The 16,019-nt window shown below is 35.9% G+C and carries 20 protein-coding genes; 12 read left to right on the top strand and 8 right to left on the bottom strand.

The features are described 5' to 3' along the window. Window positions 1-6: 6 nt before the first annotated feature. The gene (locus tag J0J36_RS06225; RefSeq protein ID WP_019292395.1) at window positions 7-1,158 is read right to left on the bottom strand and encodes a hydroxymethylglutaryl-CoA synthase; all 1,152 of its coding nucleotides are present in this window, start codon (window positions 1,156-1,158) and stop codon (window positions 7-9) included. 122 nt (window positions 1,159-1,280) lie between these two features. On the opposite strand from J0J36_RS06225, the gene J0J36_RS06220 reads away from it, so the two are divergent. From J0J36_RS06220 to J0J36_RS06180, 9 genes are all read left to right on the top strand, one after another. Further along, on the top strand, window positions 1,281-2,423 hold the full coding sequence (locus tag J0J36_RS06220; RefSeq protein WP_029343395.1) for a thiolase family protein: 1,143 nt from the start codon (window positions 1,281-1,283) through the stop codon (window positions 2,421-2,423). 9 nt (window positions 2,424-2,432) lie between these two features. After that, on the top strand, window positions 2,433-3,674 hold the full coding sequence (locus tag J0J36_RS06215) for a hydroxymethylglutaryl-CoA reductase, degradative (protein ID WP_206886698.1): 1,242 nt from the start codon (window positions 2,433-2,435) through the stop codon (window positions 3,672-3,674). Window positions 3,675-3,832: 158 nt separating this feature from the next. Continuing rightward, the gene (gene rpsP / locus J0J36_RS06210) at window positions 3,833-4,105 is read left to right on the top strand and encodes a 30S ribosomal protein S16 (RefSeq protein WP_004256337.1); all 273 of its coding nucleotides are present in this window, start codon (window positions 3,833-3,835) and stop codon (window positions 4,103-4,105) included. 76 nt (window positions 4,106-4,181) lie between these two features. Continuing rightward, the gene (locus J0J36_RS06205) at window positions 4,182-4,421 is read left to right on the top strand and encodes a KH domain-containing protein (protein WP_004256341.1); all 240 of its coding nucleotides are present in this window, start codon (window positions 4,182-4,184) and stop codon (window positions 4,419-4,421) included. 197 nt (window positions 4,422-4,618) lie between these two features. After that, the gene (locus J0J36_RS06200) at window positions 4,619-5,017 is read left to right on the top strand and encodes a Spx/MgsR family RNA polymerase-binding regulatory protein (protein WP_206886697.1); all 399 of its coding nucleotides are present in this window, start codon (window positions 4,619-4,621) and stop codon (window positions 5,015-5,017) included. 120 nt (window positions 5,018-5,137) lie between these two features. After that, window positions 5,138-5,671, top strand: a complete 534-nt coding sequence (locus J0J36_RS06195) for a phenolic acid decarboxylase (protein ID WP_019292391.1) — start codon at window positions 5,138-5,140, stop codon at window positions 5,669-5,671. A gap of 136 nt (window positions 5,672-5,807) precedes the next feature. Next, the gene (locus J0J36_RS06190; protein WP_019292390.1) at window positions 5,808-6,365 is read left to right on the top strand and encodes a PadR family transcriptional regulator; all 558 of its coding nucleotides are present in this window, start codon (window positions 5,808-5,810) and stop codon (window positions 6,363-6,365) included. 143 nt (window positions 6,366-6,508) lie between these two features. Further along, window positions 6,509-7,813, top strand: coding sequence for a hemolysin family protein (locus tag J0J36_RS06185; RefSeq protein ID WP_019292389.1), 1,305 nt, complete (start codon window positions 6,509-6,511; stop codon window positions 7,811-7,813). 175 nt (window positions 7,814-7,988) lie between these two features. Beyond that, window positions 7,989-9,491: a flavocytochrome c gene (locus J0J36_RS06180; protein WP_153925113.1), complete on the top strand. Its 1,503-nt coding sequence runs from the start codon at window positions 7,989-7,991 to the stop codon at window positions 9,489-9,491. Window positions 9,492-9,543: 52 nt separating this feature from the next. Here the strand turns inward: J0J36_RS06180 and J0J36_RS06175 are convergent, their stop codons facing one another. The 5 genes from J0J36_RS06175 to J0J36_RS06155 all read right to left on the bottom strand — a co-directional run bounded on the left by J0J36_RS06175 (window position 9,544) and on the right by J0J36_RS06155 (window position 12,221). After that, window positions 9,544-10,491: a magnesium transporter CorA family protein gene (locus J0J36_RS06175; RefSeq protein ID WP_019292387.1), complete on the bottom strand. Its 948-nt coding sequence runs from the start codon at window positions 10,489-10,491 to the stop codon at window positions 9,544-9,546. A 119-nt stretch (window positions 10,492-10,610) separates the two neighbouring features. Then, window positions 10,611-11,168 carry an Asp23/Gls24 family envelope stress response protein gene (locus J0J36_RS06170; RefSeq protein ID WP_019292386.1) on the bottom strand — a complete coding sequence of 186 codons (558 nt, stop codon included), beginning with the start codon at window positions 11,166-11,168 and terminating at the stop codon, window positions 10,611-10,613. Between the two features lie 21 nt (window positions 11,169-11,189). After that, window positions 11,190-11,378 carry a DUF2273 domain-containing protein gene (locus J0J36_RS06165; protein ID WP_014024981.1) on the bottom strand — a complete coding sequence of 63 codons (189 nt, stop codon included), beginning with the start codon at window positions 11,376-11,378 and terminating at the stop codon, window positions 11,190-11,192. A gap of 9 nt (window positions 11,379-11,387) precedes the next feature. Beyond that, window positions 11,388-11,948 (bottom strand): alkaline shock response membrane anchor protein AmaP, encoded by a 561-nt coding sequence (gene amaP, locus J0J36_RS06160; RefSeq protein ID WP_019292385.1) that lies wholly within the window; start codon window positions 11,946-11,948, stop codon window positions 11,388-11,390. 33 nt (window positions 11,949-11,981) lie between these two features. Beyond that, window positions 11,982-12,221: a GlsB/YeaQ/YmgE family stress response membrane protein gene (locus tag J0J36_RS06155; RefSeq protein WP_206886696.1), complete on the bottom strand. Its 240-nt coding sequence runs from the start codon at window positions 12,219-12,221 to the stop codon at window positions 11,982-11,984. Between the two features lie 277 nt (window positions 12,222-12,498). Between J0J36_RS06155 and J0J36_RS06150 the strand changes: the two genes are divergently transcribed. From J0J36_RS06150 to J0J36_RS06140, 3 genes are all read left to right on the top strand, one after another. Further along, on the top strand, window positions 12,499-13,437 hold the full coding sequence (locus J0J36_RS06150; RefSeq protein ID WP_019335497.1) for a N(5)-(carboxyethyl)ornithine synthase: 939 nt from the start codon (window positions 12,499-12,501) through the stop codon (window positions 13,435-13,437). 143 nt (window positions 13,438-13,580) lie between these two features. Continuing rightward, complete coding sequence (locus tag J0J36_RS06145) at window positions 13,581-13,823, top strand: GlsB/YeaQ/YmgE family stress response membrane protein (RefSeq protein ID WP_014024978.1); 243 nt, start codon at window positions 13,581-13,583, stop codon at window positions 13,821-13,823. Between the two features lie 153 nt (window positions 13,824-13,976). Continuing rightward, complete coding sequence (locus J0J36_RS06140) at window positions 13,977-14,699, top strand: bifunctional 2-polyprenyl-6-hydroxyphenol methylase/3-demethylubiquinol 3-O-methyltransferase UbiG (RefSeq protein ID WP_019292383.1); 723 nt, start codon at window positions 13,977-13,979, stop codon at window positions 14,697-14,699. Between the two features lie 192 nt (window positions 14,700-14,891). On the opposite strand, the gene J0J36_RS06135 is transcribed toward J0J36_RS06140, so the two are convergent. After that, window positions 14,892-15,317: a YetF domain-containing protein gene (locus tag J0J36_RS06135; RefSeq protein WP_153925110.1), complete on the bottom strand. Its 426-nt coding sequence runs from the start codon at window positions 15,315-15,317 to the stop codon at window positions 14,892-14,894. A 15-nt stretch (window positions 15,318-15,332) separates the two neighbouring features. Next, window positions 15,333-15,779 carry a DUF3290 domain-containing protein gene (locus J0J36_RS06130; RefSeq protein ID WP_019292381.1) on the bottom strand — a complete coding sequence of 149 codons (447 nt, stop codon included), beginning with the start codon at window positions 15,777-15,779 and terminating at the stop codon, window positions 15,333-15,335. Window positions 15,780-16,019: the final 240 nt, after the last annotated feature.

Below are 16,019 nucleotides of genomic sequence, written 5' to 3'. Positions count from 1 at the left end.
TGTTTTTTATTTACGATAAAGTCGTGTTGAATTTTTTAATTCAGCAAGGCTATAGGGCATAGGATCAGAGAATTTTTGATCAACATGTGCATCCAGACTTTCTGAGAACATTTCTTCATATTCTGGAATAGAAAGTTTTTTACGATTGTCTAAAAGAGCTTGGTGCTCTGATTTGCGGAGATGTTTCTCAAAGCCATCAACTAATTGACCAGAGAAAAATTCGGCAACTGTTCCAGAGCCATAGCTGAAGAGCCCAATCTTATCATCTGCTTTTAAATTTTCAGCATTTTCTAGCAAGGAAATCAAACTGAGATAAAGCGAACCTGTATAAAGATTTCCTACACGACGATTATAGACAATTCCTTTCTCATACTGCGCCAGAAGATGTTCTTGAACTTCAGAACTTTCATTTTCAAGTTGAGGAAGAAGTGCTTTTTTTCCCATCTTAGTATAAGGAGTATGGAAAGCTAAGGCAGCAAAATCAGAGAAACTAAGGCCAGTACGACGTGCATACTCTTGCCAAACTTTAGCAAAAGCCTCGATATAAGTAGCATTTGAAAACTGACCATCAACAGTTGGATAAGTATCACCAAAAGGACGCCAGAAGTCATAAATATCTTGTGTCAAGCTGACAGAGTCATCATTGAGTGCTAAGATATTAGGGTTAGCTGCAATTAACATGGCTACAGCACCAGCGCCTTGTGTGGGTTCGCCACCCGTGTTCAAGCCATATTTGGCAATATCAGTCGCGATAACGAGAACTTTACGCTCTGGGTGACGATAAACATGGTCTTTAGCCATTTGCAAGCCCGCAGTTGTTGCATAACAGGCTTCTTTAAGTTCAATAGAACGCGCAAAAGGTTGAATATCAAGTAAACCATGAACAACAACAGCAGAGGCTTTTGACTCATCAACAGAAGACTCGGTCCCAACAATGACCATGTCAATTGCTTGCTTATCTTCTTCAGTCAGAATTTCAGCAGCTGCGTTGGTCGCAAAGGTGATGAGATCTTGGCTGATCGGATTGACGGCCATTTGGTCTTGTCCAATACCGATATGAAATTTAGCTGGATCAATGTTACGCGCCAGCGCTAAATCAGTCATATCTACATAAGTTTCAGGAACAAAAAAGGCAAGTTTGTCAATACCAATATTCATATATATCCTCCAGTTTATATGCTTTATTAATTTGTATGTTTAAGCTCCAATTTTAACATAAAAGATTAAAAATTGGAAAAAACTTTTGACTATTTGGGGCAGAAATGTGCTATACTTGGCTTATGAAAGAAATAGTAATTATCGATGCGCTTCGTACGCCTGTCGGAAAATATGATGGTGCTCTGTCAGATAAGACAGCTGCAGAACTGGGGGTTCATGTAGTTAAAAATCTACTTGAGCGCCATGAAGATATTAAAGATGACGTCAAACAAGTGATTTTTGGCAATGTACTACAGGCTGGTACAGGGCAAAATATTGCACGTCAGATCTCAATCAATAGTGGTCTATCTCACCATGTTCCAGCTTCAACGATAAATGAAGTCTGTGGTTCAGGTATGAAGGCAGTGATTCTCGCTAAACAACTTTTACAACTTGAGGAAGCGGATGTCGTGATTGCTGGGGGAACAGAATCCATGTCTCAATCCCCAATCATTCGTCACCGTAAATCTGGCGAAGAAGTTCTTACAATGATGTCTGAGGGCTTGGTAGATGCCTTTAATGGCGAATCTATGGGTTTGATCGGTGAAACAATCGCCGAGCAATTTGAAATTAGTCGTGAAGAACAAGATCGCTTTGCTCAACGTTCGCAAGAAAAAGCTCTAGCTGCACGTACAGCGGGTGCATTTGAAAAAGAAATTGTACCATTTTCAGATTTAGCAGAAGATGAGACAATTCGTGCAAACTCGTCATTAGAAAAGCTTTCTTCACTACGTACGGCCTTCAGTGAAAACGGAAGTGTAACGGCAGGTAACTCATCGCCAGTAAATGATGGTGCATCTGCTTTGATTTTAGCAAACGATGATTATGCCGAAGCCAAAGAGCTTCCAGTCTTGGCAAAATTATTAGCTAGTGAAGAAGTTGGAATTGATCCTGAAATTATGGGTGTTTCCCCGATTAAAGCCATTCGCCAATTGCTTGATCGTACAGATTTGGATATTGAAGATATCGACTTATTTGAAATCAATGAAGCTTTTGCGGCTTCCAGTGTTGCTGTAAATCAAGAACTCAATATTCCAGAAGAAAAAGTGAATATTTATGGTGGAGCTATTGCTTTAGGGCATGCTATTGGTTCATCAGGAGCACGTGTCTTGACTACTTTAGCTTATGCACTTCAACGCGAAAATAAGCGCTATGGTATTGCTAGCCTTTGTATTGGTGGCGGTCTCGGTTTGGCTGTCCTCTTGGAAAACCCTAATTTAGTGTAAGCAATGAATATGAAGAAAAAATTTTACCAAATGAGTCCAGCAGAGCGTCTGGATTTTCTTGACTTAAAGTCAGAAACACGACAAATTCTAGAAGAAACAGTACTTGATGCGGCTTTAGCAGATAATCTCATCGAAAACCAAATCAGTGAATTCGAGCTACCCATGGGCTTGGCGCAAAACTTTGTCATTAATGGCAAAAAATTCCTCGTTCCAATGGTAACCGAAGAACCTTCCGTGATTGCAGCTGCAAGTAATGGCGCAAGAATAGCTGGAAATTTTCAAACGGTGCTTTCGGTACGATTAATGCGAGGGCAGATTGTTTTTTATGATGTTGATCAGGCAGACCACTTAATGCAGACTATCGAAGAAAATCAAGCAGGTATTTTTCGTGCTGCCAAAGAAGCTTATCCTTCCATTATTAAACGTGGTGGTGGTTTACGACAGGTGAGCAGTAGAGCTTTCGAAGCAGAAGGCTTTGTATCCGTTGATTTTAAAGTGGACGTGAAGGACGCAATGGGAGCGAATATTGTTAATGCCATTTTGGAAGGCGTTGCTAATCTTTTTCGCACATGGTTTCCAGAGCAAAAAATATTATTCAGTATCTTGAGCAATTATGCTACGGAATCTTTGGTTAAAGTCAGTTGTGAAATTCCCGTTGAACGACTGAGTAAAGGTAATAATGGGCAAGAAGTTGCGGAAAAAATTCAGGCGGCTTCACGTTTTTCTAAAATTGATCCTTATCGTGCTGCCACACATAATAAAGGCATTATGAATGGTATCAATGCTGTTGTCCTTGCCACAGGAAATGACACGCGTGCTGTGGCCTCTGGAATTCATGCTTATGCAAGCAAGGAAGGAAGCTACCAAGGTCTAGCGAAATGGGATGTCAGGGATGGCTTACTTTTGGGAAGTCTTGAGCTACCATTACCGGTGGCGACGGTTGGCGGGGCAGTGAAAGTTTTGCCAAAAGCTCAAGCTGCTTTAGAACTCTTAGAAATTACAGAAGCCAAAGAATTAGCACAGGTCATGGCTGCAGTTGGTTTGGCACAAAATTTGGCTGCTTTGCGTGCTCTAGTTTCTGAGGGAATACAGCAAGGACATATGAGTTTACAAGTTCGGGCCTTAGCAATGACAGTTGGCGCGAAAGACGAAGAAATCACTATTTTGAGTGAAAAACTTCGCCGAGAAAAAGTAATGAATCAAGCGATAGCTGAAAAACTTTTGCTAGAGATTCGTCAGAACAACAAATAATCAAGGCTCACAACTCGCTTTGCTCCCTACGTATTGCCATTCTAATCTGCTAAAGCAGAAAGAATAGTAATAAAAATGCTGTCAAGTTTTTTTCTTGACAGGGAAAAATTTTATGCTATAATAGTTAAGTAATAAAAAATAGAAATAGGAAATATAACATGTCTGTAAAAATTCGTTTAACTCGCATGGGTTCAAAGAAAAAACCTTACTACCGTATCAACGTTGCTGATTCACGTTCACCACGTGATGGTCGTTTCATCGAAACAGTTGGAACTTACAACCCACTTGTAGCTGAAAACCAAGTAACTTTGAAAGAAGAACGCGTTATGGAATGGCTTAACAATGGTGCACAACCATCTGATACAGTTCGTAACATCCTTTCAAAAGCTGGCGTTATGAAAAAATTCCACGAACAAAAATTCAGCAAATAATATTAAAAGCGGCTTAAGCCGCTTTTTGTCAATTTCACAATAATTTGGACGATTTTAGTCAGAGTAGAGGTAAGAAATGCAAAAAGATGTGAAAGAACTTGTAATGACAATTGTAAAACCTTTGGTCACAGAACCCGATGCTGTTTCATTGGAAATTATCGAAGGTGAAGAATTTATGGAGTACCATTTGGAAGTAGCGGAAGCTGATATTGGTCGTATCATTGGCCGTCAAGGACGTATCATTCAAGCAATTCGCACAGTCGTTTACTTTGTGCCCGTTGAGGGTAAAAAAGTTCGCCTTTTGGTGGATCAATAAGATATTAAATAAAAGAGCGCAGGTCATAAATCTGTGCTTTTTTATTTAATATCTTGGATTTGTGGCAAAAAACTAGACAATTTTAAATTTGGTTTAAGGAACAGTTAACTCACAAATAAGAAAAGAATAGTATATTAAAGATACGACTTTGAAAAATTGCTAAAAGGTTCTGAAAATGGGAATAAGAGGGATAAACTATGATTAAGCTATATACGGCGGCGGCCAACTCATCATCACAAAAGGTAAGAAAATGGCTTATGGATCATCACTTAGAGTTCCAAGAAATCAATCTCACCAAAGATACACTTACAAAAGAAGAAGTTCTTGCAATTTTTTCTTTAACGGAAGAAGGGTCTGATGATATTATTACACGTAGAGGAAAAGCCATCCAAAATTTAAAAGATGATTTTTATTCTTTAACGATTCAAGAACTGATTCAAGCAATCGTTGATAATCCTCTGCTACTTGGTCAGCCATTAATCATAGACAATAGCCATTTGCAAGTCGGCTACCACGAAGAAGATATCCGAAAATTTTTGCCTCGAGAAGTACGGAAAGTTATGATTGAAGACTTTGCTAAAAAAAGAAAATTATAAATAAAAAAATGCTGATTTAAAGGTCGGTATTTTTTTATTTGACAATTTTTAAATAAAGGAGTAATCTATATATGTAAATAAAACATGTTTAATTTACATATATAGAAAGAAGGACTAAAAATGAAAAAATACTCTACATTAAAAGACTTTATCGGCTCACATATGATTTATACCTATGACAATGGTTGGGAATACGAAATTTATATTAAAAATGAGAAAACAATCGATTACCGTATTCATGGCGGAATGGTTGCTGGTCGTTGGGTAAAAGAACAAGAAGTTGACATCGTGATGCTTACAGAAGGTATTTATAAAGTTGCTTGGACCGAACCAACAGGAACAGATGTTGCTTTAGACTTCATGCCAAATGAAGAAAAAATGCACGGTATGATTTTCTTCCCAAAATGGGTACACGAACATCCAGAAATTACGGTATGTTTCCAAAATGACTTTATCGATGTGATGCATGAATCACGTGAAAAATACGAAACTTATCCAAAATACCTAGTCCCAGAATTTGCTACAATCACGTATATTGCTAATGCTGGAACAGACAACGAAGATGTCATTGCCCAAGCACCATATGAAGGTTTACCAAATGATATTCGTGATGGTAAGTATTTTGATGAAAACTACCAAAAAGTAAACAAATAAGAAATAGAAAGATGAGTTTATTCATCTTTTTTCATTTATAGCCTGAGAGTGTTTATTTCAATATTATTCCGTTATAATAGAGTTTACATTTACAATTTTTAAAAATTGGGTTATTATGGAATAAGGGAGAAATAAAATGGCCAGTGAAGATAAATTGTCTTATATTATTTTGGGTTTGTTGAAGCACGAACCATTAACAGGATATGATTTAAAGAAAAATTTCGAAAGCGAAGTGGGCGAATTTTGGCAAGCAAATACGGGACAAATTTATCCGACCTTAAGAAAACTTTTTGAGGCTGAAGCAGTCGATTTTGATGTCGAAATTGTTGGTGCCAAATTAAAGAAAAAAAAGTACTACATCACAGATAAGGGGCGTGAAATGTTTGACCAATGGATTCAAGCGCCTGCTGAACTCTATGCCGTTCAAAAGGACGAATTTATGTTAAGGTTGTACTTTTTGAAGAATGACGACGATGTCCGAATTATTGACTTAATTAATGAAGAAATAGAAGTACATAAGAAAAAACTGAATTATCTTCTGCAACGTCAAGCACTTATCTTTGGAGGAGATAATCCTAAAGAAAAAGATGGACATTTTTTAGTTTTAGACTTTGCCATCCAAAGAGAAAACTTTCGACTTGATTGGCTACAAAAGGTGAAAAGTAGTCAAGTTAAGTCTGAGAGTCAGAGATAATACGAGCGTATAATAAAAAGCATCTAGAATTCTAGTGCTTTTTTATTAAACAAGCAGTGTCGCAATGAGGACCGGTAAAGTTTTTGCTATAATAGAGAAGAGAGAATTTTTAAGAATGATTAAAAAATAAAGGGGATAATCTATTGACGGTAAATCTTATAATAATAGTATTAATGATTGCTTTTACAGCTTTCTTTGTTGCATCTGAGTTTTCTTTGGTGAAAATACGTAAAAGTCGTTTAGAAACACTGGCAGCTGAGGGCAACAAACAAGCAAAATTAGCTATTGTTGTTGTGGAGCATTTGGATTCATACTTGAGCGCCTGTCAGCTAGGGATTACATTGACTTCTTTGGCTATTGGTTGGGTTGGAGAAAGCACAATTCACGCCTTACTTGCGCCTGTGATTCATTATTTTCCACTGCCTAATACGATTGCAGAAAGCTTTTCAATTGTTTTAGCTTTCTTGCTGATTACTTTTGTTCACGTCGTAATTGGTGAATTGATTCCGAAATCACTCAGTATTTCGAAGACAGAAGCTGTTGTTTTAGCAGTCGTAAGACCTTTGCACTATTTTTACAAGCTTACATATCCCTTTGTCTGGCTGTTGAATGTTTCCGCAAGCTCTATTGGGAAGCTCTTTAATCTTAGCCTGGCATCAGAAGGAGAAGAAACACATTCGGAAGAAGAACTCCTTTTGATAGCCAACCAAAGCTTTGCTAAAGGTGAAATTAACGAAAAAGAATACGAGTATCTCAACAAAGTTTTTGAATTTGATGATTTATTAGCCAAAGAAATTATGGTCCCTCGTCTCGATATGGAAACAATTGCTTCAGATAAAACAATTAAAGAAGCGCTAGAGTTTGCAATTGAAAAAGGACACACGCGTTTCCCAGTCATTGGCAAATCTAAGGACAATATCTTAGGATATGTGACTCTCCAAGCTCTTATTAAGGAGTATCTTGTGTCGCCAATGCAGAAAGTGCGTACGATTGCTCAGGAACCCATTGTCTTTATCGATACTAGCCCAGTCAAAATCTTGCTTTCACAAATGCAAAGTGAACACAAACATTTCGCAATTTTGTCTGATGAATATGGTGGAACCAGCGGTTTAGTAACGATTGAAGATATTCTTGAAGAACTTGTGGGTGATATTCAAGACGAGCAAGACCATGAAGAAGAAAATATTGTCGAAGTTGAACCAGGAATTTATCATGTCAAAGGGAAAACTCCTTTATCTGAAATTGAAGATAAGTTTGATACTGATTTCGATAATCCTTCGGCAAGCAATACTATCAGTGGTTATATTATTAATGCTTATCTGGAAAATAGAGAAGAATTTGACGTAGGGAGTATTAAAGTTTTGAATAATTTACAGATAAGGATTCTTGAAATGGACAGAGTGACTCCAAGTGAGTTAGAGATAACTAAAGTAGAAAAAATCATCTAGATTTTGATGATTTGTAGATAGTCAAAAGTTCACATAAAAATGTGAACTTTTTTTGATAAATATTTTAAAAAGACATTTCTTATATTTTGTGCACTTTTTAATATAAACTTGACAAACCAGATAGGACATGGTAGAATTTTATTTGTTCATGTGAATACAAACACAAGGAGAGATTATGAAAATTTGGACAAAATTAGGATTGCTTGCCATTGTTGGCCTTTCATTGACGGCATGTGGAGGAAATGCTCAAAATAAAAGTACGTCTTCTAGTTCATCAGAAAAGACTGATGCTAAAACAGGCGCCAGCAAAACTATGACTTATGCAGAACCGTCAAGCTTGAAAAAAAGCTATGATGTCATCATTGTTGGTTCTGGTGGTGCAGGGATGACAGCAGCTATCGAGGCGAAGGATGCGGGAATGAATCCTGTTATTCTTGAGAAAATGCCGATGGCTGGCGGAAACACTTCCAAAGCATCTGCTGGATTGAACGCTTCGGAAACATCTGTCGAAAAATCACAAGGTGTTACAGACTCAAATGATAAATTTTATGAAGAAACACTTAAAGGTGGTGGAGGAACAAATGATAAAGAACTCCTTCGTTACTTTGTCGATCATTCTGCAGCAGCAGTAGATTGGTTAGCACAGAATGATATAGTCCTTGATAATTTAACGACTACAGGTGGGATGAGTGTTTCTAGAACACACCGTCCACATGATGGTTCAGCTGTCGGAGCTTATCTTGTTAAAGGATTAGAAGAAAATATATCTAAACGTGATATTCCAGTTTTTGTTAATAGTGATGTGACAAAAATAAATGAAAAAGACGGAAAAGTCTCAGGTGTCGAAGTTAAAATCGAAGGTGAAACAAAACAAGTTGACTCAAAAGCTGTCGTTGTAACAACAGGTGGATTTGGGGCCAATCAGAAAATGATTGCTAAATATCGTCCTGACTTGAAAGACTATGTCACAACTAATGCAGCTGGTTCTACTGGGGATGGGATTGAAATGATTTCCGCTCTTGGAGGTGCTTTGGTTGATATGGATAAAATTCAAATTCACCCTACTGTTTTCCAAAAAACAGGATATCTTGTATCTGAGTCAATTCGTGGTGAGGGAGCTATTCTCGTAAACAAAGAAGGTAATCGTTTCTTTAATGAAATGGATACACGTGATAAAGTTTCCGCAGCGGAGCTCAAACAAGATGGCAAATATGCCTATGCCATTTTTGGTGAAGGAACAAAGGATAAAGTTAAAGCTGTAGATCAATATATTTCTAAAAATATGGTTGTTGAGGCAGATAATGTTGAGGAACTTGCGAAAAAACTTGATATAAAATCAGAAGAACTTAAAGCAACAGTGACTAAATGGAACAAAGCAGTGGCCGATAAAAAGGATTCAGAATTTGGACGTACAACAGGGATGACCAATGATATTTCTGGAAAGGTTTATGCTATTAAAGTTGCACCAGGAATTCATCACACTATGGCTGGTGTCAAAATTAATACACAAACACAAGTTCTAAAAGAAGATGGTCAACCAATAAAAGGTTTATATGCCGCTGGTGAAGTTACAGGTGGTTTGCACGGTGGTAATCGTATCGGAGGAAATGCAGTCGCTGATATCATTATCTTTGGACGTCAAGCTGGCCAAGAATCTGCAAAATATGCAAAAGCTTAATAAATATTTTCACTTGAAATAAAAAACATCCTAAAGTTGGATGTTTTTCTTTTTATAAAAGTTTTATTTTTCTCAACCAATACCAGACACCACCACTAAGGGCGAGCGAAATCGCCAAAACCAATAGGAAACCAAAGGAGAATTCTTCAAAGGGAAGTTTAAGATTTATGCCCCAAAAGCCATAAATCATGGTTGGTATAGTCAAAACGATAGAAATTTCGGTGAGAGTTTTCATTATGGTATTGAGACGGAAGGAACTTAGATTGTTGACCATTGTATCTAAGCTAGCAAGATATTTATTATAGGCTTGAGTAAGCTTTTTTAAACTGTCTAAATTTTCCTCAAGTTTTATAATGCCGCTATGTCCGTTTTCGTCTAAATTCAAAGTATTTTTTTCACGCTTAAAAAATTCTATTATTTTGTCATCACTATCATAGGTTAGGGATAAACTGATTAAATATTTTTTGAGTTGAAGTAATTGACTGAAGAGTGAGCGTGTAGGACCATTATCATTAATCGAGGTCTCTAATTTTATAATTTCATCCCTAATTTTTTGCGCATCTTCGGTCATTTTAGCAAGAGCTGCATTAATCAAGTCAACCAAAATTTCTTCGGTTTTTAATTCCTTCTGGCAGTTTTTAAGGAATTCTAAGATGAAGTCTTCTTTATCTTCAGTAATAATCATTACTGAATGTTCAAGCTTTAAAATAAGTAGAGAGTCAACCATATGCTCAAATTCAGCTTCCTCTCTCTCTCTTGGATAGAGAAGAAGTAAAGTGATATATCCATTTCCATTCTCTCCCTTATTAAAGAAATAGTTAGCCTCTTTTTTATCATAAAACAAAGAAGAGAGATCCTGTTGATATTGATTATTTAGATGTTTGAAAAATTGACGGTCAGGTTGATAAAAGTAAAATAAGGTATTATCCTCTTCACTTTCAAGGGGAGCTATTTTAGAAGCAGCAACTTCTAAAGCTTTAAGGATTTTATATTTAAACATTGACTTTCCTCCAAAAAGAGTCACTTCCAAAAGTAAAATAAGATATGATATGATAGCCAAAAGGCCCCTATCATAGAGGCCAACTTAGAAGTTAGATTTTAAGAAAGAAGCGGAAATGCTTACTCTACTCTCCCATTTTCAGGCGTCATGTCGTCAACTTTATCTTTTACTTTATCGACTTGTTTTGAGGTAAATTTTCCTGTCGTTTGCGCTGCGTCAACCACACGATCTTGGACAGTTACTTCGTCATCTTTTTGTTGTTCTTTTGTCTTAATGTCTGTAACTGTTACATTAACTTCTACAACATCTAGGTCCGTCATGTTTGCAACTTCTTTACGGATAACATCCTTGATGCGGTTATAAATTTCTGGAACATTTTTACGGTATTCTGTGATAACTTTCAAATCTACTGCAACTTGTGTTTTGCCCACTTCAACATCAACTCCAGAAGTTACGTCATCCGTATTTACAAGTTTTCCAGTTAAGTTAGAGAAGAAGCCACCTTCAACAGCCAGTAAGCCATCCACGGTTTCTAAAGCTAATCCTACAATTTTTTGGACTACTTTGTCTTCGTAAGTTAATTCTCCTTTGATATCCTGAGTATTTTCGTGATTCTTAGAAGCAGTATGCTCAGTTTCGGCCATTGTTCCAAAGGGTTTCATGTTTTCTTGTACCATTTAATTCTCCTTATTTTTAAGTTATTTCCGATTTTTTAAGTGTTCAATGATTCCAGTCTTTTGTAGAAATAAGCCCGCTATTACACCAAAGCCAATTAATATCAACAGTAGAACCATTTTCCAAAAACCAATAGTGAAGATGGCAATGGCAGCTATACCACCGATAATGCCACCAATAATTGGATATCGATATCTTTCCAGATAATCCATTGACACCTCCTATACAACGCGAGAGCGTTTATTGTTTGTTTCTTTATTTAATGCATTTACTTCAACTTTTATTTTTACAGGTTGATCTACACCAAAGAAAAGTTTTAAGCTATCAATAATCTCTTGTTCGAGCAATCGTGATTTTTCAGCAATTTCGACCCGAGGAATGATTTCCCCCTTCACATCAATGTTTATTTTCTTTTTATAGAGTGTAACATTAATGCGCGGAGATTTGAGAAAGTCATTTTCGAGAACTTTCTCACGGACAAGTCCTTCAATAGCTGAACGTTTTAAAGTGAGTTTTCCACCATGAGTAGGTAGTTCAATATCAATATAGGTACGAGGATAAAATGCAATGATGAGTAAGGCAATTATTAAAATAACAGCCAAGATAGCATTTCCCCAGAATAGATAGACAGGTATGAATTCACCGATATAGACGACTTGACTTGAAGCACTTGTCATATCGCCATACTCCACTAAATTGTAGTAATCCCAAGCTGAAGGAACTACAAGAGAAAGTAGGAGGAGATCAAATACGATGAGAATAAATTTCTTTCCAGATGACACAAGGCCTCCTTTCTAGATGCTTTAACGAAAAAATTAATGACTCATTTTTGATAAAACAATGGATACAACGGCTACCACAATAACGGCACCGATGATTGAGGGAATCAAAGCCATACCGGCCAATGAAGGCCCCCAGCTTCCGAGGAGGGCTTGACCCACAGCAGAACCGACTAAACCGGCTAAGATGTTGGCAATCCAGCCCATGGAGCCTCCTTTAGTGATGACTCCTGCAATTAAGCCAATGATGGCTCCGACAATAAGTGACCAAATCATAAAATACCTCTTTTCTAGTATGTGCTGACATACATTTCTATTCTTAAACTAACACATCTGGAAAGCGAATTCAAATGATTGGTTTATTATTTTTTCATTATTCCAAAAAAATAAGAGCTTAGATTGCATATATATCTGACTTATGGAGTAATATTCCGAAAATTCAGAAAGATATTGATAGGATTTAAAAAATAAAAGTGATAGAATAATGAAAGGGGATACAAAATTGGTAAATAATACAATTTGTATCTCAAAAAATAGAAAGAAGGAGAAAATTATGATTTTAGGTTTTATTAAGGCAAATTTCCCAGGAGAACGTCGTGTTCCACTATTACCACAAGACATTACAGATTTTGATAATCAATTGCTGATTGAAACTGGATTTGGAGAGTTTTTAGATATTGAAGATGTTGAATATGAAAAAGCAGGGTGTAAAATCCTTTCAAGAGAAGAAGTCTTCAAACAGTCTGAAGCGATTTTTTCATTGAAACTTATCCAGCCAAGTGACTATGACTATATTAAAAAGGGCCAAATCATCATCGGTTGGACCCATCCTTATGGCTCTGGTAAGTCTTTTATGAAAGAACAAGCCATTCCTAAAGAGCTTATTGTTGTTGATTTAGATAATAATTTCCCTGCTATTTATTATAAGGATAAAGTCATCGAAACACAGATACCATCAGGTATTATGGAACGTAATAGTTTTTTTGCTGGTTATGCTGGTACTTTAGATGCTCTGCTGAAGTTTGGCATTTTACCAGATGAAAGCACTAGAATAGCAGTTCTTGGCTCAGGAAATGTCTCACAAGGCGCCTTTCATGCAGTTTCAAAATTTTCTTCAAATGTAAAAATGTTCTACCGACGGACACTTCCGGTTTTTAAGGAAACTTTTTGCACTTACGATATTATCATCAATGGTATCGAAGTTGGAGCGGGTAATGCCCCCATTTTATCCTTAGAGGATCAAAAACAACTGAAGAGAGGAAGTTTCATCATAGATACGGCAGCTGATGCGGGGAATACTATTGAAGGGAACCATTTCACAACAATGAAGGACTCAATCTATAAAGGAAAAGGCATTTATTACTATTGTGTGCCTAATACACCATCTATGGCTTATCGTAATGTTAGTCCAATGCTAAGTAAACAATTGAGTAAATACATTTTTAAAGAAAATGTTGAAATTTTTAAAGAAGCACTGAAACAGAGTAAATAATTAGTGACATAATATAACAATGTAACCTCTAGCTTAAGCTTACCTAAAAATAATAAACAAGTTGTTTGCTTGAATATTATGATTTTGTTATAATGAAATTGTTATGAAATTATAATATTATTTTAAAGGAAAGAGGTATTTTTATGATTTGGTCACTTATTGTTGGTGCAATTATTGGGGTGATAGCAGGAGCAATCACAAGTAAAGGTAAATCTATGGGATGGATTGCTAATATCTTAGCCGGTTTAGTTGGTTCTGCTGTGGGTCAAGCCCTTCTCGGAAGCTGGGGTCCTTCATTAGCCGGTATGGCTTTGATTCCCTCAATCATCGGTGCCGTTATTGTGGTAGCCGTTGTATCATTCTTCTTGGGTAAAACAAAAGATTAATACAATTCTTATAAAAAATCACTCTTTGGGTGGTTTTTTTCTATGATTAAACAGGCAGATATAGTACAATAATTCTAAAATGTTTTAGAATTAACAAGAAAATCAAGAACAACTTGTATAAGCAAGAAATGCATATCAGGAGGAAAAAGGAAAGTGACTGAAGAAGAACAAGAGCTCGTCTATTTTTGGGATGGTTTTGCTGAAGAATATGAAGAAATACAACAGGAATCGCCTTTCCCGATTGCTCAAGAGTTAGGAAAGTTCCTTGTACAAGAGAAAATTCTACCTTGTCAAACACTTTTAGATATTGCAGGAGGAAGCGGGCGTTACTTGTCCGTATTTCAGGACCAAGTTAAGAAATATACTTTAGCAGATATTTCACCAAAGATGTTAGAACTGGCAAGAGAGAAAAGAAAATCAGGGCATGTCGATTTCCTTAGGATTAGCCAAGAGGCGATGATTAAAACAAATAAAAAATTTCAAGTTGTTTTTTCCGCAATGAATCCTGCTTTGAATCGTCCTGAAAAGATAAAAGAATTGTGGCAACTCAGTCAAAAGTGGTGCCTTATCTTCCGATTGGTTAAGGATGAAGATAGCTTATTTTCTCCTTATAATCAGGAAGTGAACCCAGAGTTAAAATGGATGGCAGACTACAAAAACTTTCTTCAAAAAGAGAAGCAAGAATTTTTTGTGCAACAATTTACTTTTGAAAAAACAGAAATGATTTCAAAAGCCTTTTTCCACGCGTATTTTGAGGATGAATGCAGTAAACGGGAGTTGGAACGCCGTATAAACGAGCATTTTGGAGTGCAAGAATTATGCAAAAATTACCACAAAGTTGTTTACGAACTGATTTACATTCCATGTGACAAATAGTGACGATAAAGCATAATGCCTTGTACTATATTCATGATTTATGCCTAAGTCGAAAGAAAAACTAAACGCGATTCAAAAAAAGTATAAGTAAAAGCCCAAGAAAATTATTATTTTCTTGGGCTTTTGTTTTACATTACTGGAAAAGAAAAATAAATAAATTTATTCATTATCCTTTTTTAATATGAGTGGAGTTTAATCATGATAGCCGTAGAGTTTTAATTCGCCCGAAATATATTCTCCTAGATAGACTTCAGTAATTTTATGAAAGCCGTTTTCAACGATTTTAGTTTCGAGCCACTCTTCGTTTTTATTTATAATATCTAAAACATCATAGTTGGCTTGTCCGTCTACGATGACTTTAATATAACGATTATGTTCTTTAGCAAATTTTAGGAGAAGTACAAGAAGAGTCCAGATGATTAAGACAAGGACAAATTGCAAGACGGTTATAGAATCATTATAAATGACACCTCCAATTATCCCACCTAGGACATAATTTTGAACTTGATCCATTGCTGATGAAGGTGCAAGATTACCTTTTCCCATGATGTTAATTTGGATAATTAAACAAACAATTCCGAGGGCAAATTTGATTATTATTGGACTGTATAATTGCATAGCTAACCTTTCTTATTATTTAGAAATAATATTGATTTTATTATTGAGCAGATGGGTTTCGGTGATAGTATAGGATTGCTGATCGGCATTGAGATTGACCGTGTAAAAATCATCTTTTACTTTTACAATGATCCCATCAGTAAGTTGAGTTGAACTTACCAGAATGTCTTTTTGCTCAACCTTCATATTATCTGCAAATTGCTCAACAAAATTGACCATTTGAGAGGATTGAGAATGCCGTGACTGATTAACCTGATAATTTGAATACTGTATTCCAAGAGAAAGGATGAGGAACAAGAAAAAAATGAGACTAAGATCTCGATATTTCGTCTTGATTCGATGCTTCAAATATAACGAAAAAACAACGATAAGTAGTATGAGTGAACCAAAAATGAAAATATACCATAGGTAATCTGTTAAGCCCGCTTGTGTTTTCAAGAAACCAATATCATAAAAATTCATAAAACCTCCAATAAACTATCTGCAATTGTCTCTTAATAACCAATATATTATTAAAAAATTCCACAATTATATACTATCATAAACAAACTAATATATATATAAAATATTTTTCATTCATCAACTTAAAATAAAAAACACAATAATAGTTTGTATAATTTTAAATAAAATGGTACAATTTTACCTAGTTAAAATTTTTAATATTTTAAATTATAGCTTATATCCATGGAAAAATAAGCTATA

The sequence above is a fragment of the Lactococcus sp. LG1074 genome (genome assembly GCF_017309525.1).
Taxonomy (GTDB): Bacteria; Bacillota; Bacilli; order Lactobacillales; family Streptococcaceae; genus Lactococcus; species Lactococcus petauri.
Note: the sequence above shows the minus strand (reverse complement) of the source record. Positions and strands in the feature narration are given on the sequence as shown.